We start from the raw sequence: 18023 nt of genomic DNA on the forward strand, positions 1-18023 counted from the left end.
TCACCTTAATAGGCATCTCATCGGACCTTGCCCGGCTTGAAGCCCCAGACGACGCAAACAGGAGCCGCCCGCAGGCAGCTCCATCCGTTAAAAATCACATTTACTCTCCTAGTCGTTTTACGTTAAAATCGGCTGTGCGCTGTTCAGCTTCACGATGTTACCTGTCGCGTTTGACTCGAACGCTGCCAGGATGACTTCGAGAGATTTCATACCTTCCTCCCCCGAAATCAGTGGAGGCGTTTGCGTGACAAGGCTGTTGACAAAAGCGTCAATCACGCCGCTATTCGTCTGCTTCTCATTGGTGGCGATGGCGCCCACCTGATATCTTTCGATAGTTCCGTCCCGCAGCTCTACAATCACCTGGTCCTGCGGATGTGTGCCGATTTTCATCACACCGTTCTCACACCAAAGCACCGTGCTGTTGTCTTCGCCTTTGTAGTACGTCCAGCTTGCGACCATCGTCCCGATAGCTCCGCCTTGCATGCGAAGCAGGCAAGTTGCGTTATCATCTACCGCTGTGTTTTCTTTATGCAGTGTTTCTACGAACGCCGCGACGTCAGCCACTTCATCGTCCAGGAAAAACCGAATCAAATCAGCTTTATGTACGCCGAGATCCCCCATTGCGCCCATGATAGCCTCATCCTTGCGGAAAAACCAGCTGTTCTCTGCGTCTACGCTCCATGCTTCCGGTCCCGGATGACCGAATGAGGTACGGAAGGTCAGCACCTTGCCGAGCTTGCCGGATTGCAAAATTTCTTTCGCCTTCACATGGGGTGGCATCAATCTCTGGTTATGGCCGACCATCAAGTAAACGACGTTGCTGCGAGCGGCTGCAACCATTGCCTGTGCCTCTTCCGCTGTGGTGGCGATCGGCTTTTCTACCAGCACATGAGCTCCGGCGTTGGCCGAGGCGATGGCAGCTGCCGCGTGCAGATAGTTCGGCGTACATACGCTAACCGCATCCGGGCGTACTTCGCTTAGCATTTGTTCGTAGTCGGCATAAGCTTCCGCGGAGAATTCCTCGGCGTATTCCAATGCACGTTCGATAACCGGATCACAAAAAGCGACCAATTCGACGTGCGGATTTTGAGCGTATTCCGGTATATGTCTTCTTTGGGCAATCGCACCGCAGCCAATGACGGCAACTCTGATTTTTTTCATGGTATCTATATCCCCTTATCGTAGTCTGGAAGAGCGATCTCCTAGATCACAGTACGTTAAATACGTGTTAAGTAATTTTCCTGCAGCCACTGAATACTTATGCTGATGCTTTCAAGCGAAGGTCTTGCGCACTTGTCCTGCTCCACGATAAGCCATTCCACATCAGCGTCGGATGCCGCTTGAATCACTTCAGGCAGTTGCATGATGCCATGGCCGAGCTCAAGTGTATCAATGGTGCCATCCTCTGCAGCCCGGAAATCTTTCAAATGCAGCAGCGGGAGACGACCACGGTATTTGTCAATGTAAGCAAGCGGATCCTGCCCGGCAAATTGTACCCACCCGAGATCCATCTCAACCTTCGCCAGATCAGGAGAGAGCGCATCATACAACGCATCGAACACAAACTGGTCTCCTACTCGTTCCTCGAATTCAAATGCGTGATTATGATAGGCAAAATGCAGCCCATGCTGACGCGCTTTCTCGGCCACCATTGTAAAAAATTCGAAATGCTGCCGCCAATCCTTGCGATCTTCTTGGGCAATGAACGGACATACGATATACTTCGCACCGATTTGCTTCAAATACTCAATCTCAGCATCAAGGTTGTCTCGCAGGAGGTTATACCCCACATGGCTGCCTATGGCCTGCAGGTTGAGCTCCTTCAACAGGCTGCTCATTTCCTCCGCCGGCACGTCACCGTAACCCGCGAATTCGACCCCTTCATAGCCAAGCTCAGCGACCTTCCGCAGCACACCACGGAAATCTTTAGCAGTCTCATCGCGCACGGTGTACATCTGTAAGCCGATACCCATTTTTCTCATATAAAGCGCCTCCCATTTGGTTGTTTGTGATACTCGAATCCTACTTCACGGCACCGCCGGTCAAGCCTGTCACAATTTTCTCTTGGGCCAAGAAATACACAAGAAGTATTGGCAAACTAGCTAACGTCAGAGCGGCCATCAGGGCGGGAACATTGATCGTGAGCTCCCCGTAAAATTTTTGCATACCCAGCGGCAATGTCATATTTTCAGGACTTGACAGCAAAACTAACGCGAAGATGAATTCAGTCCAAATATGAATGAAGTTATAAATAACGATAGTAGCCAGCGCGGGAGTGAGCATGGGCAGTATAATGTTCCAAAAAATGTGCCGGTGACTGCAGCCATCGATTTCCGCCGCTTCTTCCACTTCTCGCGGAAGCTCCGACGTGAACTGAGTCAATATAAAGATCGATATCGGCAAGCTAAAGGCGACGTATGGACCGAACAAGGCCGGCACGGAATCTATCAAACCCATATTTTTGGTCAAGATAAAGATCGGAATCAACGTCGAATGAATCGGCAGCATCATGCCGGATACGAACAAAAGAAACAGCGTTTTATTCAACCGGAACTTCATGCGGCTCAGCGGGTAGCTCGCCAAGGCGGAAATTAAAACGGTGAAGCCAACCGCTATCACAGTCACGGTAATGCTGTTGAAGAAATAGCCCGCCAGACCTTTTTCAAACGCCAACGCGTAGTTGCTGAATTGAATGGAACCGATTAAAGAAAACGGATCCATAAAAAACTGTTCCTGGGTCTTGAAAGAAGTCGCTACCATATATAAGAAGGGATATCCGGTGAACACTAATAAGACAAGGGCGAGCACATACAACGGAACTTGTTTCAACGCAGCCGTCATCATATGGCCCCCTTTCTCTTCCGTCTAGCTTCCAGCGCTTGGATGATGCCGGCTGCCAAAAAGGCGAACAGAAACATCATAAACGCAATCGCACTTCCATAGCCCATATTAAAATGTACGAATGCCTGCTTGTACATATACGTGCCGAGCAGCTCGGTTTTGTTATTCGGCCCGCCGCCGGTCATGATATAAAAGATATCGAACGCTTTCAGCGACCCGACGATCGCGAGCGTGGACGAAGTCACAATTGTGGGCATCAGCAGCGGAAATGTAATGTTGGCAAACTTTTGCAGTGAGCTGGCACCGTCGATGCTCGCTGCCTCGTAGAGATCTTCCGAAATGCCTACCATCGCCGCTTTGAACAAAATCATGTAGAAAGGGGCGTACTGCCACACAATGACGATTATGATTGCGGCCATAGCCGTCTTCTCTTCACTCAGCCAAGCCACATTCTCAAAGCCGAACAGATTAATTAAGCGGTTCACCGCACCATTCAGCGGATCAAACATGAATACCCAGAGCATGCCTATCGCCACTGTCGACATTAAAAAGGGCATGAAATAGATCGTCTGGAAAAAACGCTTGCCCCGAATCGGCGCAAACAAGATTAATGCCATCACTAAACCTAACGGAATTTGCAGAAACACCGAGGTGAGTATCACCTTGACGTTGTTCAAAAGACCTTGCCAAAAAACGGTGTCGGCAAACAGCTGTGAATAGTTCTGCAGACCGATGAACGTCTTGTCGGGTCCGCCCGTCCATTCGAACAAGCTGTACTGAAGCGTGCCGAGAATCGGATAGATAATGTACACGAGATAAACCAGCAGCGCAGGTGATATAAATAAGGCAATGGTCAGCGCTTTGTCGAACTGTCTTTTCTTCCTCAATCTGGAAGGAGTGACAACAGGTGAAGATACACTTATGTTTTTCCGCACAATAGCATCACCCTTTCTGCTTACTTCAGGACCTGCTTCGCCTTTTCTTCCATTTTTTTCGCCGCCTCTTCCGGGGTTATAGATAAACCGAACAAAGCCTGCGTCGTATCTTTGTGCAGCTCTGCTAATTCGGCGGGAAGCGTTTGGTCGTACGGCCAGAACAAGGCTTTCGCGTTATTTACCGCTTCAGCCATTCTGTTTGCATACGCGTCTTGGTAAGTGACTCCTTTTATCGCTACCGGTGATGCGGTGCGATCGGCATAAGCTTGTGCCGTCTCTACAGCAGTCAATTCTTTGACTAATTCAATAGCCAATTCGGGGTTTTTGGATTTCTTCGACACCGACCATACCGGCGCCGTGGTAGCCTGCAGGTTCCCTGGATCACCCTTGCCTCCAGGCAGCGTAGGGAATGGGAAGAAATCCAGCTTTTTCTCGAAACTAGGCGCTTCGCTGCGCACGTTATTGACAAGAGCATTGGACATCAGCATCATGGCCGCCTGCTCGGTGTAGAGCAGCTGGCGTCCCTGCCCTGCATCATAAGCGATCCCGTTGAATCCTTTATTAAACGCCTCACGTTTGGCTAATTCTTGGATGTACTCTCCGGCTTTCACATAACCTGGATCATCAAAACCACGGCCCGTCCGTTGAAAAGCACTGTTGAACATCTCCGGCCCCTCCGCCCGGTCAGCCAGATACATCAAATAGTAAGCTCCGGGCCATTTGGGCTGGTTAGCTAACGCAATTGGAATTACCTTATTCTGCTTTAACGTGTCAATCACTTTCAGAAACTCATCCCAGGTGGTAGGAGGCTGTAGATTATATTTCGCGAAAATGTCTTTGTTGTACCACATTTCCGCAATGGACAATCCTAGAGGCAAACCGTAAACCTTGCCATCAAAGGTGGAGTTATCTAACGCCTGCTGGCTAAAGGCCGCGGCATCAAATTTACCGGTAATGTCCAGTACGTTGTCTTGATTCACAAACTCTTTCAGCCAGCCGCCGCCCCACGAATGGAACACATCCGGCGGATTTCCGCCCGACATGGCCACTGAAAACTTTTGTTTGTAAGTGTCGTTTGGTGTTTGGAGCGTTTTCACTTCGACATCCGGATGCTTCTTCTTGAATCTTTCGACTGCTTCCAAAAATACCTTTTCCTTCTCACCTGGATCTATGTACCAAAACTCTAATGTTTTCTTTTGTCCGCTTCCTGCATCCGCGGTTTTCTGCGCAGGCGTTCCCGACGCACTACCCTTTTGGTCTGCGGGTGCGGCTGAACTGCAAGCTGAAAGTAACAGTGTCGCGATGCTCGATGCAACGATGGCCTTTTTCATGGATACATCCCCTTCAATTTTATTAGAGCAGAGAACAACGCCGACTTTGCTGTAGTACGCCTTTGCTGTGCTGGACCACCTCCCTGCTGTAATCGATTACAATTACACTGCAAAAGCCAGTCTGGGGCAATACACGATGTGAATAATGCATTCGTAATCGATTACATTTCAATCATTATTTAGCAAAGCCCAGCCGCAGCTCTCCCGGATGATGAGCTGATCATTCAGCACAACGCAATTCTGATGAGGCGGCTCTCCTTTGATATAGCTGAGCAGCATCTCGGTGGACAGTCTGGCTAGTTCCTCTTTTGGCTGGGCCATGGTTGTGAGTGCGGGCTCACAGATAGAGGCCATTTTAATATCATCGAAGCCTATTATTGCAAAGTCCTCCGGTACGCGGACCCCTAATTTTCTGGCGGCCTTAATAGCTCCGATAGCCATTTCATCGCTGGCAGCAACCAACGCGGAGGGCGGTTGTGCGGAAGACAACAGCTTTAACGCTAACGCATGTCCGGAATCGAAATAAAAATCGCCTTCACACACTAACGATTTATCGACATCTAATCCATTGGCTTCCATTGCGAACACGAAACCTTTTTGCCGCTCTCGGCTCACAGGCTGGCTTAATCGGCCGGAAAAATGCGCAATTCTGCGATGGCCAAGCTTGATCATATGCTCGGTGGCAGTTTGTGAGCTTAAAAAATTACTGTTTATCACGAAAGGGATGCTGCTCTCCGGAGCCTGCTGCCCGACGATGACAACCGGATACTCACCTGCTATTTTCTGAATTTCTTCAGGATTCGAGCGAGGATACAATAAGATGACACCATCCACTAATTTCTGCTGTAAATAATATAAATATTTTGCTTCCATTTCGGGCGATGAATCCGTATCACCTAACAGCACTTTATAACCGCTATTAAAAGCTACCTTCTGTATCGCACACAAAATATACGAGAAGAACGTGTTCATAATATTGGGAATGATGACGAGTATACTGTTGGTTTGCAGCTTTCTAAGATTTCTCGCGAGCGCATTCGGCTGGTAATTGAGCTCTTGGATAGCCTTGTAGACCTTTTCACGATTTTTGGGGGACACCTTCTCCGGATCAGTATACACTCGTGATACGGTTGCAACGGATAATTTGCACTTTTTGGCGACATCACCCATCGTAACCTGACGCATCAAGTACACCCCCTTCCATGAGTGCAATGTAATCCATTACAAAGCATCTCCGCAGATTACATGTAATCCATTACATATTTGTATCCGCTTACATTTTCCAGTATAATGCATGGGCATCCAGCTGTCAATCCAAAGTGTGATTCCTAGGACAACAAAAAATGCCGCTTTATACGGCATCGTATCGTAGTCCGGTTATGTTATGTTGGTGATGGCGTGCCTTGTGGTAGACTGCTAGCACCAGGAGTTGTACTAATTATGTTTCGTTATCGCTACCTTTGATGCAGGCTCTATATCAAACCAGATTATAGTATTGTTATCAATTATTTTTTGATTAACCTTTTTTCCGTCTACATGAATGACAAAATCAGCGGGGGAAATCGCTAACGCCAGACCCCTAATGGCAGTTGCGTTGCGGTTATGGACAACAATTTTTCCATCTAAACGGTATTCAAACCGTATATTTTCGATGAGGGTCCAATAGTCCATAAGCTGTCGAACCGTGCAGATATTTAATTGACCGCTATCCCGCAGTGCCGCTATCCGTTCAAGCAAATCGTTAAATTCGGGTTTAGCCCTAAGCACCCCGTCTTTGTCCCGGCAAATATAATAACTGTTGTCCATAACCTCTGGGGGATATACGTGATTAATACATATACCCCAGTTGGATACAAGATCCGACAAGTTTTTTTCTGAATAAAGCTCAAGTTTTTTGGTAGCGATGGCAGCCCAAGTATAGAAACGTCCGGTATACGTAGGGTGCTGCCAATATAGCGGGGTGCGGAGCGTATCCCCCCTTTTTAGTTGAAGCAGGTCGATGTTGCCGCCTTGCACGTGAGAAATATCCTCGGAACTATACTGCCAGAAATACTTTGTTCCCAACTGCTCCCAAAGATCTCCTACATATTGATATGCACCCTGCAGCAAACCATCGGAAGATATATTGCACTGGTTTCGACCATGATCAATCCAACTTACGGTATCGAAGTTTGCTTTCATGAACAGCATAGCCTCTTCAGCTAACCGTCTATCCTCGTCATCCGAGGTTGGCACAATACCATGTAAGCAAAGCTCATAATTTAGGCGGTAAAGCTGCTGCAAGAGAAGACGAAATGGTTTGTTTTCTTTGATTGCAACCAAGCTGGGGAGATTTTGTAGTGTGTTGGACGGCAACAAATCATTGTATAAACGATCCTTAGGATTGGAATAAAAAACGCTTTTGGTCACAGGAATTTTATATTTAACGAATCCTCCCGAAGCATCCTCAGGTAACTCGATATCCTCACTCCCTAAGTAAACCGCCCTAGTGGAAGCCATGGTAGACCTATCCGCGTGTTCGGTCCAAAGCAAGCCTGCCAGATATCCGTTCGGATTCAACATAATTCTTGGTACAATTTCAGGTGAGAAGCCTGCAATGAACGCAATGTGATTTGTTCTTTGGTCTCCCTTATTATATCGTGCTGCATTGCACTCTTGAAAAACTTTCACAGACTGCCCCTCGTAGGTAATACCTAGGACATCTCGACGGTGTCGATGGTCATGCATATCGTCCAGGTGAATGATTAACTGCCTTTCTCGAGTCTTTAGCTGAAGGGAGGATACGCCGGGCGTGTGGTATATGAGAGCGGAACGACGATCCTTACCGAACTTACAGCCTTGCTTGTCGAGCCAATATTCTTTCTGCAGCTGCAGACTATCCAGCTTCCGATTTTTTCTGTACACTGCGCTGGGAGCTACTGCAAAGTTATAGAGCAACGATTCATTAAATACCTTCACATTATCCTTGTAGCGGGTTGTAATATGCATCTCAATCTCAGGGCACTTGCGAGAGAATGTATAGTGAAATATGATTTTCGCATACGGTGTGGTTCCCACCATTTCTACCTCGATAGCCTCATCCTTTTCCATCATATGCCGAACATAGCATGAGGAGAAACCTTCAACGGTTCCGGTTACCTTACGAATATGCAGGCTTAGCTTCTTGGAAACACTCTGCTTCTCACAAAATGAATTAGGAACACTTGGCTTGAAATATACCTTGTTGTTTTGCCCAATATCTGTGATGATTGCCTCATGAATCAGAGGGCGGTTCATGAAGCCCCTCCTGAATTCGTTCCTAATTTGAATAACATCACCAACATGTAAATGATCTGTATGATCTAGCAGGATACTCTGGTCTCCTTCGCGCAATGGATAGAGCACACAATATACTTCCCCATATGTGGCAGCGTATTGAGTTGAAGATAGGATAACCTTCCCCGCTTTGTCCAAAATACGAAGGCGACCTGATGCATCGAGTAAAGCTGTGTACCATTTAGTTTGGATGGGAGAACTGTTAGTAGACATCTGTGAACCTCCAATTACCCTAAATTTAGTCGTCGGCGCAGATCATTGATCGTTTTCTCTAGAATTGGCTGTTTAATCATCTCTAACTTTATCCGATTCCCATTCATCCCCAAAACGGCACCCTGTGGCTCTAGTCGTAAATTGATTTTGAATCCATCGATTACAAAGTTTATCGATTCATGCGTCCATTGAAACGCCGAGATCGGCTGAGTCAATGGCTGCAGACTAATGTGTGTCGCAAAATTCACTTGCTGTCCCTCTGCGGTATATGCTAATGTCCATGCAGGCTCTAATGTTCCGTGGCGGACAGAGCACCAACCTTTCAATGGATTCTTCTGTCCTTTAACAAGGTTAGGTTCGCGACTATCGTTTAGTAAAGATCGAATGATCATCTGTTTGTTTTTGCTGGTCATAGCAAGAATGCTGCCATCGCTGAATGTACACTCTACACCGGGGAAAAAAGTAAACAATTGCTCATATTGATGCATCCGATTAGAATAAAGCCTATCAAATACCAATATATTCCATGGTTTGTAGTATAGAATCGCCCTCTGATGAATCACGTCACGATAAAGGCAGTGTAATCCTGATACGAAGCTAAATGGCTTGCCGAAATAGTAATGAGCCAGACCCGAATTGCCAATGTTGAGCCGAGTTGTCAGAGTGTCCGTCCCATCTACCATCACGGTGTTGTGTCCTCTTGCAGACACTACATACTTGCGCTCAGGGCTGTCATAGTTGTAATTATAACGACCTGCATCCGTCAACAACGGCTGACCATGGCCAAACAGCGTAAAAGATAAATCATCATGATGTTTATGCACTCGCGAATGGAAGCCGCTGTAAAAAACGAGCTGTACAGTATTGTCGTCAAATTTCCATTTATTCCTGAGCGCCGCGTATCCGCCCCCGCTAAACAGTGCGTCCAACGCTGATGGCTTGCTTCCATTCACTCCATTGCTAAGTACGTACTTTAACTCGGAGACATTCTTATCATCCAAGTCTAGCCAAGGTCCTACATCAAGTTCGGTCATCATACTGTCACCTATCGGTGGTATTTGACCGTTTGGTTGCAGGATATGCGCAATAAACCTAATCTTTCGAGAAATAATTTTTTGCAGCATTTCATAATGAGGGTCACCTTGCTGCTGGAGGAAGCGCATAAAATGATACAACCGGTTGAGAAAGATCACACTATACCCGGGCGAATGCTCCAGATAGCTGCCATCTGCTGCGAACAAATGCTTCAATTGCTGTTGTGCCCTTGTCAAAGCTAAAGCACGCCATGCAGAGGCATGCTCCAAGTGAGAAAAAACTGTAGCGGCTACATATAAAGCAATATCTTGATCCAACCCATGGTTATGTTTTTGACGATAAAACCCGGAATCGCTTAGCTTCATGCAATGAAATTCAGCAATTTCAGCAAACTGCATCGCTACTGTCGGATCCCAAGAAACGGTACGCCAAGCCTCAAATAATCTGCAGATCACAATCAGCCTTAACGCCGTGGAATGATCATGCCAAGCCATCTCGGAATCAGCCGTAGGCAGATTATGCGTTTTCCAATCCGTAACAATGGCGAGTGACTTATGAATGAACTTTGTATGGCCAAAGAGTTCGAAACCATGAACCAAGTATTCGATCACGATTAGCGTGTGCAGCCAAAATCTCCAACTCCTCTCCTTATATGGATCGCAGGTCCAGAGACTGACCCCTGTATGCGCGCTTTGGTAGACAGGGTATCTTTCCGCTATATAATAATTATCGTTCAGCAGTTCATTACAGATATTCAGAAGTTTTTTCTCTGAGTAATTGGTATCTTTTACACCGAATATTTTGATGGGTTTACGGTTTCGGAGCATCTTGATTTCCTCCTGCTTCACAGACGCACCCCCTATCGTATATATCGTTATACCTTTTCACCAATTTCTTCCAATCCCTGTTGTGCACAATCCATTCCCTCGCCTGCCATCGAATATGAGGATGATCCATTCCGGTTCGTATAGCTTCAACTAAAGACTGTACATTCTCTGCTTCAAACACAATGCCCGTTTGTTTATCAATGATTATTTCCCTAAGTGCCGGAATATCGCTTACCAATACGATTTTGGCCATAGCCATCGCTTCATACGGCTTCAACGGAGTGACTAGCTCGCAAACCTTGAATTTTCTACGTGGGAACGGAAATACGTCTATCACGGAATAGTATTGTACAACTTCACTTCTCGGAACTTTACCGACAAAATGAACACTGTGTGTCAGACCCAAACTCGAGGTAAGTCTTCTTAACTCGGCTAGTGCAGGGCCTTCCCCCACAATCAACATCTTAATCTTATATTGTTTCCCGCTAGGAGCATGAATTAGTTGATGAATGGCATGTAAAATAAACTCAATTCCTTCGTAGACTTCAAGAGAACCGATGAACCCGATTACTAGATTTCCGTCTAATCCATACTTGTTTTTAAGGTATAGGTTTGGCGAGACAGGGTTAAATTTCTCGACATCAACCCCGTTAGGTATCACTTCGATTTTTAGGGGATTTACCCCCTTGTTGATCAGGTGGGTTCTCAACGCTTCACTGATGGTCACCACCTGGTCAGCCATGTTGCAGGTATATATCTCATAGTCCTCATGCATCCTGTAACGTTCCGATCCCTCAAAGCCGGGCGTCTTTGAACTTTGTGTATCATGCCACATCCCTCTTACTTCGTAGACAGTGGGTATACCCATACGTTGTGCAACCATAATAGGTGCTAGAGCATTCTGAAAATTGGATGCGGCATGAACCACTCTCGGTTGAACCCGAAGCAGGAAATCTGCAAACTGTTTGGCATAAGACGAGAAGTATGAAATAAGCGGTACTTTATTTAATTGCGACCCTCTATCATCCAATAGGCGATAATAATCCACATTCCCAATAGTCTCACACGTGTTGAATTCCATTGATTCTACCGGCGACCAGCCTAATTTTGTAACAATGACCGGATGAAGCCCCGCCTCTTGTTGATGGTTCACAATCTCAGCGCTGCGCACGGAATACCCGTTAATTTCCGGATAGGATTTGTTTAATGCGTGTAAAATAACATTCCCCCTCGGCACACTGTGAGGCGCATGAGTCCACACCCATTTTTCTTGCGTAAGCTTGTATTCATCCATTGCCATTTGATACTCGTTAGGCAGCAATTTGTTACTTTTAGAGCTTAATTGTTCGATGAAATTCAACCGTTGGCTTATGTTTCCCATACGATGGTGAAGACTGATGAGTCTTCTTAATATGGTTGGGTTTGTTGGATGAATCGAATAAGCCTCCTCAGCATACAGTAAAGAATTCTTCAGATCATTTTGTTTAAAACTTTGTTTAGCCAGATACTGCAGAAGCCCAACCCTTTGCCGAACTGGATATTTATCTAGGACGGCGTACAGCTCCTGCAACTTATTTTGTTCTGAATACCAGCGAACCCGTATCGTATCCCATGTAACATTCCCATCCATAACAGTCGTTATTGCCTTTATGAGCTTTTCATCCACCGGCAATGGAACGGGGTCATGGATAAGGAATTCCAGAAGACGAGACCATACTTTCTTTTTCCTTCGTTTATTCAGGGGGTGTGTGGTCACAAAAATCTGCTGAATCACTTGTGGCTGATACCCATTTTCTTTTACCATGCGTTCTATTGACTTCAATGACTTTATCATTTTTTTTATTTCCGCTTCAGAGGAATCGTGTTGAATGACGTCCATCATTCGTTGTAACGTCTGCACGAATTGAGATTGTACTTCACTCCCCATTAACATCCAGCCCCTTACGCCAGGAGAAGAGTATCAAACAGTGACGATTTTTCTATATTTTGAGGTCTGAGCAATAAGAGTAGCACTGCCTCGCTTAATCGCTGCTTGATACCCATTCCAATTCGGACTAATCTTTACAAAATTAAATTTATCTGTGGAATACATGCGCATGCCTGCTTGCGAACATGCATTCAAAAATTCAGGAAACGCACCTTTAAGGTTGTTGGGTAACGGAACCCGAGATAAAATCTCCTTTTTAAGGATCCACGCATGTGCGGAAATGGGCTCACCATAAGTATTTTGATAAGATTCATGGTGAAGTAAAAGTAAACTCCGGTTTTTGATGAATTGAAAGTAACTGCTTTTCCCCACGATGTGCGCGTCTGTATAACGAAATGCGTTCATTAAATCGGTGATAAAGTGAGGCCCGTAGTAGTAAAATGAATGAAACAGGGAGATGTAATCGTAACGCGACTGCTCAAGCGCCAAACTGACAGCTTTTCCCACAGACGTGCCGGGAGGCACCTGAACGATTGAAATGTCTGTGGCCCTCGCACATACCTCCTTCCACTCGTCGCAAAGTTCAACACATTCAGATAAGATGATAAGCTCTTTCTCCTTCCATGCCTGACGCCGATAATTTTTCAACAGCCGGTTCAACTTTTCCGGACTGTTTACTAGGCTGATCACGGTCACCCCCGGCTTTGCATGTAGAGGGATATTTAAAGTTTGTAGTATTGAGGCGAATCGATGCTCGCAGAGATGCTTTGAATGAACTTTACGGATACCGAGAAGGCTTAATTTTTCGCCTAGGTCGGAGCGCTTAATGAAACGCTTTAGATATTTCTTCGCTTTTTCCTGCGTTTTAGCGATCATCACAATGTCCTTAAACATCTTTTGGATTCCTTCGGAAAACGTACTAATTACGATCGTGCCGGATGCCAGCAATTCGAATACTCTCCTTGCAAACATCGTTGGACTATCTTTTACCGAATTCACGTTCAAAAACACCCTGTAGCATCTGTATGCCTTAACCATATCCTTGTAATCAAGTCTTGCCACGACGTGATTCTTGTAGCTTTTGGGAAATGGGAATTTCTTTCGATTATAAATGTGGAGATTGTATTTTAATGCAGGTTTAAAAAGAATAGCCATATCTGTTTTGCGCTCAGGATAACGATGTTGATAATACGATCCTGCAAAAGCTACGTTCTCTCTTTCCTTCCACCTGATACCAACAGGGTTATGGATAGCCGGTTGCGCCCCGAAAGGAAGCGGTAAGACCCGATCGTTCCCGGTTATTTGCTTATACCGGTCAACACTGTTCAAATCAGTTGTAAAAATGATATCGAATAATTTGGCTGTTTCTATAAAATGTTGAAAATTGGGAGGATCCTCCTTGTTCCAGAAGACAGTTGGTATCCCGCTTTCCTTGCAATAGCTCACTAGTTTGCCAATTGTGGCGTCTGTCTTGCATTCGGAGCCTGCGATTTCGCCTCTCCAACTCTCATCCAAACCTCTCCATGCGGATTCAACGAATAAAAAATGGGGACAAATGTTTTGTATTTGTTCATACCATGTTTCTGCGTGAAGCTGCACCAAGTTGCATTCGAACCGAAAGCATTCGTAGCTGAACATATCTAATATACATGCCACAACAATGTCCGGCCGGTTGCATTTCTCAAGCGTATACGTTTGCAAACGATTCACTTTTTTTCGGATGGTTCCCCCTGGAGCTGTTTTCACCTTTTTCACGTAAGCACCTCCAGATCATTCACTAGTATACGATCCGTTTGCGCTATTTTCTCCCTAAATACCAAGTGCAGGTTTCACCACTAAATATATCTCGCACTTCAAACTGAGCCGCTCTAAACCCTGCCTTACCTAAGGCATTATATAAATACTGTCTACCAAATTGTACACTTGGCAGCTCGATTCCCTTGGGAAAATACGGTTCTACCTTCGTACCTGTTACCGCAGGCGGCTTGCTGCTATCAGTTAACCGATGATCGAGAATATGGAAAAGAAATTGCCCGCCCGGCTTAAGCGCCCGCTTTACCGCTCCGAATACTTTATCCACCTCAACTATAAAATCAATCACACCGCAGGCTTCAACAAAATCAAACTCTTCATCCTGGAATTCCTTTAAATCCCGAAGATCCGTTTTCACTGTATTATCACCGTAGCGCCCATACAGCGCCGCGGACACTAGAGTTCCATAACGCTTTCTAATGATATCCTGTTCCCACTGGGTACCTGAAATGACTAAGGCTTTTAATTCACCGCTCGGCAGCACTACACCCGGAATAACCTTCTGATCGAAAATAATACGAAAGGTTTTGAAGCGGGGATCAGCTGTGCATGAAGGACATTTCTCGTTTTTCGGTTTAACATGTCGAATCTTTCCATTTAACCACAACAAGTGAAGGTTGTTATCACACACGTTGCACGCCATAAGTTCGCTTCTCCTTCCGTTTACTTGATACCTAGAAACCATGTGCAGATTTCGCCGCTGAATATATCATTCACTTCATACATTTTCGCGTCATAGTGATTTTTCCTCATACATTCAACAACACCATGCTTGCCAAAGAGGACATTGGGTAAACTTATCCCTTCTGGATAATAGGGTTCTCTTTTAGTCCCTTTTATGATAGGACGTGCGTCCGTGTTCGTAAGCCGGAATTCGGCAATATGAAACAAGAACATCCCGCCAGGCTTTAACACCCTGTATACACTAGACAATACCTCGTTTAATTCAGGGATATAATCAAGCACATTGCATGCATGCACGTAATCAAAATGTTCATTAGCAAATTCCTTTAAATTTCGCATGTCTGACTTTACGGTACCTTCACCGTAATTGCCATACAAAGCAGATGATATGAATGAACTGAAATTCTGAGAAATGATCGACTGCTCCCAGGCAGTCCCCGAAATAACCAAGGCTCGAAGATTTCCTTTATTATTCGCTCTCGGAGCCACTTGCTGGTCATAAATCAGGCGAAACGTTTTGAATCGCGTTCTTGCTTCGCAATCCGGGCAGTTCTCAAATTTTTCAGCGATCGGAATTTGTTTGATTTTTCCTTCCAGTAACATTGTGTGATACATTTCATTACAAACGTTACACGGCATAGTTACAACATCTCCTCAAATTTTTTGGCCCCAAAACCAAGTGCAGTGCTCACCGGAGAAGGGGTCGATCATCTCCACCATCTCCGAGCTGAATCGGTGTTGGTTCATCCTTCGTAAGATATCTTTCTTGCCGTACATAATACTTGGCAATACAACCCCTTCCGGGTAATACGTTTCTCTTTTAGTCCCCTCGACGGTCGGAGGGCTATCGTCATCGCGTAATCGATGGGATAATATGTGAAACAGAAATTGACCGTTAGGCTTCAACACCCGATAAACACTAGTCAATACCTTATCGATCTCGAGAATAAAATCGAGCACGCCACTAGCATGAACATAGTCGAAAGTTTGGTCGTCGAATGGCTTTAAATCACGGAGATCCGCATGTATTCTGCCTTCCCCGTAATCGCCATACAAACAAGAATTAACGATATTTATAAATGTCTTTTTGAGTATGCTTTGCTCCCAGGCCGTACCCGACATGACCAAAGCGCTTAGTTGATCCTTTGGATTAACTAATGAGGGCACGACCTTCTTTGCAAAGATGACGTCTAGCGTTCTATACCGGGGCCGAGATTCACAAACAGGGCAATTCTCGAATATTTTGCTTGCTGGATGCAGATTCCAGTTAAACATGTCAGCTTGAATAGTATCAGTACACAAATTACAGGCCACGGCTTCTTTCCCCCTTTTCAATTTGCCACGCGGGGCCAAAGCCGAAACATCTATAGCCAAGCTCTCGCATTGCGGCTGCATCCAGAATATTGCGTGTATCAAATAAATTAGGAATTCTCATCTGATCTTTTATTTTTGAGTAGTTCATATCCTTAAACACCTCGTGATCCGTAAGAATAACGATACAATCGGATCCGAAGGCAGCATCGTAGGGGCAGTTAAATTTATTCTGGAAGTCTCCTTCTACGTGTGGATCATAAATGTTTATTATAAATCCTTTGTCTTTTAATATTTTGATCACGGAGAGTGAGGGGCTTTCCCTTGTATCATCGATATTTCCTTTATAAGCAAGACCGAATGCCGTAACAACCGGTTTCTCCTGTTCGCCTACAATGCCCTCTATCCTGTGAGCGATGTGCATAGGTGTCTCAGCGTTAATTGTTCTGGCCATTGCGATTAATCGTGCCTGCTCAGGGGCACTGCTCACAATGAACCATGGGTCGACGGCAATACAATGTCCCCCTACCCCAGGGCCGGGTTGCTGGATATGGACTCTTGGATGTGTGTTTGCCAACGATATGGCTTCCCATATATCAAAGCCGATCCTCTCTGCTATGCGTGCCAATTCGTTGGCATAGGCTATATTGATATCCCGATACGTGTTCTCCATTAATTTCACCATTTCTGCTGTTCTGATATCGGTGCCGATAATGTTAGCCCTCACGAAGCTGCGATACAGTTCTATCGCTTTCTCTGTCGACCTATCATTAATCCCTCCGACAATCCGGGTGTTAGTGACCATTTCAACCAATATATTTCCGGGTATCACACGCTCCGGAGAATGAGCCACATATAATTCATTGCCAATGTCGAGCTTCGACTGAAGTAAAATAGGTATAACCACTTCTTCTACAGTTTTGGGTGGCACTGTCGATTCAACGATGACGAGACTCCCCCGCATTAAGTAAGGAACGATGGAAGCAGCAGCTGCCTTTACGAAGGATAAGTCAGCTGTATGATCGGCCAGTGCAGGAGTTTGAACACTGATAATAAACGCATCCGCAAGGGTAGGCTCGGTAGAAAAAGACAATCTGCCGCATGTTAAGGCTTCATGTAAAGCTTCCTTTAATCCAGGTTCTTCGAGGTGCAATTCACCGTTATTCAATGCTTCTACCACAGTTGAATTAACATCGACTCCATGAACCTGAACACCATGCTTAGCGAAAATGATAGCTGTTGGAAGGCCGATATAACCTAAACCGACAACACACACTTTCAACATAATCACCTCCGTTCACAAATCGCATGTCTTACATTATGAAGATTTAGATAATTACGCTAGGGCTTATATGTACAAGTAACAAATATTTTCTAAAATTAGGGCGTTTACGATTAAGTCATTCAACAAAAAAGAGGACCTGCTGTCTTGAGCAGGCCCTCTACAATTTGTAGCGCTTGTTAAGCGTTATACCAGCTTGGGATGACTTTTTCAAAGTTCTTATGATCTTCCAGCACAATTCGAATGCGATCAATCATAGATTCCAGTTGGTGCGGAACAACTTTTAAAGTCCATGATATTGTTGGCAGCATAATTAGAGCGTTGTACAAACAATACAATCTCCAGAATCGCTCCGGTATTTTATAATGTCCCCATAGGGTTGGACACAGAACTGAAAAAATAAGATAAAATAAAACTATGACAAACAAACGGAAAACCTACAACCCGGAACAGAAGGCCATGATCGTGTTAGAAGTATTGCGTGAGGAGAGCACCTTGAACGAGATCGCG

14 protein-coding genes are annotated in these 18023 nt (G+C 45.3%); all 14 read right to left on the reverse strand.

What is annotated here, in order from left to right; genetic code table 11:
- Nucleotides 1–117: 117 nt before the first annotated feature.
- The 14 genes from CBW46_RS15410 to CBW46_RS15475 all read right to left on the reverse strand — a co-directional run bounded on the left by CBW46_RS15410 (nucleotide 118) and on the right by CBW46_RS15475 (nucleotide 17516).
- Complete coding sequence (locus CBW46_RS15410) at nucleotides 118–1161, reverse strand: Gfo/Idh/MocA family protein (RefSeq protein WP_089200888.1); 1044 nt, start codon at nucleotides 1159–1161, stop codon at nucleotides 118–120.
- A 56-nt stretch (nucleotides 1162–1217) separates the two neighbouring features.
- Entirely contained in the window at nucleotides 1218–1982 is a 765-nt protein-coding gene (locus tag CBW46_RS15415) for a sugar phosphate isomerase/epimerase family protein (RefSeq protein ID WP_089200889.1), read from the reverse strand.
- 40 nt (nucleotides 1983–2022) lie between these two features.
- Nucleotides 2023–2844, reverse strand: coding sequence for a carbohydrate ABC transporter permease (locus tag CBW46_RS15420; protein ID WP_341538194.1), 822 nt, complete (start codon nucleotides 2842–2844; stop codon nucleotides 2023–2025).
- Nucleotides 2841–3776, reverse strand: coding sequence for a carbohydrate ABC transporter permease (locus CBW46_RS15425; RefSeq protein ID WP_243633337.1), 936 nt, complete (start codon nucleotides 3774–3776; stop codon nucleotides 2841–2843). The genes CBW46_RS15420 and CBW46_RS15425 overlap by 4 nt, the downstream gene beginning before the upstream one ends.
- A gap of 20 nt (nucleotides 3777–3796) precedes the next feature.
- Nucleotides 3797–5107 carry an ABC transporter substrate-binding protein gene (locus CBW46_RS15430; protein WP_089200891.1) on the reverse strand — a complete coding sequence of 437 codons (1311 nt, stop codon included), beginning with the start codon at nucleotides 5105–5107 and terminating at the stop codon, nucleotides 3797–3799.
- 168 nt (nucleotides 5108–5275) lie between these two features.
- The gene (locus CBW46_RS15435; protein ID WP_089200892.1) at nucleotides 5276–6292 is read right to left on the reverse strand and encodes a LacI family DNA-binding transcriptional regulator; all 1017 of its coding nucleotides are present in this window, start codon (nucleotides 6290–6292) and stop codon (nucleotides 5276–5278) included.
- Nucleotides 6293–6541: 249 nt separating this feature from the next.
- On the reverse strand, nucleotides 6542–8635 hold the full coding sequence (locus tag CBW46_RS15440) for a hypothetical protein (protein WP_089200893.1): 2094 nt from the start codon (nucleotides 8633–8635) through the stop codon (nucleotides 6542–6544).
- 14 nt (nucleotides 8636–8649) lie between these two features.
- On the reverse strand, nucleotides 8650–10518 hold the full coding sequence (locus CBW46_RS15445) for a heparinase II/III domain-containing protein (RefSeq protein WP_133254000.1): 1869 nt from the start codon (nucleotides 10516–10518) through the stop codon (nucleotides 8650–8652).
- Nucleotides 10481–12424, reverse strand: a complete 1944-nt coding sequence (locus tag CBW46_RS15450; protein WP_165842338.1) for a glycosyltransferase family 4 protein — start codon at nucleotides 12422–12424, stop codon at nucleotides 10481–10483. The genes CBW46_RS15445 and CBW46_RS15450 overlap by 38 nt, the downstream gene beginning before the upstream one ends.
- Before the next feature lie 33 nt (nucleotides 12425–12457).
- The gene (locus CBW46_RS15455; protein ID WP_089200896.1) at nucleotides 12458–14179 is read right to left on the reverse strand and encodes a glycosyltransferase family protein; all 1722 of its coding nucleotides are present in this window, start codon (nucleotides 14177–14179) and stop codon (nucleotides 12458–12460) included.
- Between the two features lie 43 nt (nucleotides 14180–14222).
- On the reverse strand, nucleotides 14223–14879 hold the full coding sequence (locus tag CBW46_RS15460; protein ID WP_165842339.1) for a methyltransferase domain-containing protein: 657 nt from the start codon (nucleotides 14877–14879) through the stop codon (nucleotides 14223–14225).
- Between the two features lie 20 nt (nucleotides 14880–14899).
- Complete coding sequence (locus CBW46_RS15465) at nucleotides 14900–15559, reverse strand: class I SAM-dependent methyltransferase (RefSeq protein ID WP_089200898.1); 660 nt, start codon at nucleotides 15557–15559, stop codon at nucleotides 14900–14902.
- A gap of 15 nt (nucleotides 15560–15574) precedes the next feature.
- Nucleotides 15575–16087, reverse strand: a complete 513-nt coding sequence (locus CBW46_RS15470; RefSeq protein WP_165842340.1) for a class I SAM-dependent methyltransferase — start codon at nucleotides 16085–16087, stop codon at nucleotides 15575–15577.
- A gap of 136 nt (nucleotides 16088–16223) precedes the next feature.
- The gene (locus tag CBW46_RS15475; RefSeq protein WP_243633338.1) at nucleotides 16224–17516 is read right to left on the reverse strand and encodes a nucleotide sugar dehydrogenase; all 1293 of its coding nucleotides are present in this window, start codon (nucleotides 17514–17516) and stop codon (nucleotides 16224–16226) included.
- Nucleotides 17517–18023 lie beyond the last annotated feature (507 nt).

Source organism: Paenibacillus xerothermodurans (genome assembly GCF_002220865.2).
GTDB classification, from domain to species: domain Bacteria; phylum Bacillota; class Bacilli; order Paenibacillales; family NBRC-103111; genus Paenibacillus_S; species Paenibacillus_S xerothermodurans.

What these genes read in the sequence shown, in the direction of transcription:
- CBW46_RS15410 (WP_089200888.1), bottom strand. Translation starts at nt 1,161, where the DNA reads ATGAAAAAAATCAGAGTTGCCGTCATTGGCTGCGGTGCGATTGCCCAA.
- CBW46_RS15415 (WP_089200889.1), bottom strand. Translation starts at nt 1,982, where the DNA reads ATGAGAAAAATGGGTATCGGCTTACAGATGTACACCGTGCGCGATGAG.
- CBW46_RS15420 (WP_341538194.1), bottom strand. Translation starts at nt 2,844, where the DNA reads ATGATGACGGCTGCGTTGAAACAAGTTCCGTTGTATGTGCTCGCCCTT.
- CBW46_RS15430 (WP_089200891.1), bottom strand. Translation starts at nt 5,107, where the DNA reads ATGAAAAAGGCCATCGTTGCATCGAGCATCGCGACACTGTTACTTTCA.
- CBW46_RS15435 (WP_089200892.1), bottom strand. Translation starts at nt 6,292, where the DNA reads ATGCGTCAGGTTACGATGGGTGATGTCGCCAAAAAGTGCAAATTATCC.
- CBW46_RS15440 (WP_089200893.1), bottom strand. Translation starts at nt 8,635, where the DNA reads ATGTCTACTAACAGTTCTCCCATCCAAACTAAATGGTACACAGCTTTA.
- CBW46_RS15450 (WP_165842338.1), bottom strand. Translation starts at nt 12,424, where the DNA reads ATGGGGAGTGAAGTACAATCTCAATTCGTGCAGACGTTACAACGAATG.
- CBW46_RS15460 (WP_165842339.1), bottom strand. Translation starts at nt 14,879, where the DNA reads ATGGCGTGCAACGTGTGTGATAACAACCTTCACTTGTTGTGGTTAAAT.
- CBW46_RS15465 (WP_089200898.1), bottom strand. Translation starts at nt 15,559, where the DNA reads ATGCCGTGTAACGTTTGTAATGAAATGTATCACACAATGTTACTGGAA.
- CBW46_RS15475 (WP_243633338.1), bottom strand. Translation starts at nt 17,516, where the DNA reads ATGTTGAAAGTGTGTGTTGTCGGTTTAGGTTATATCGGCCTTCCAACA.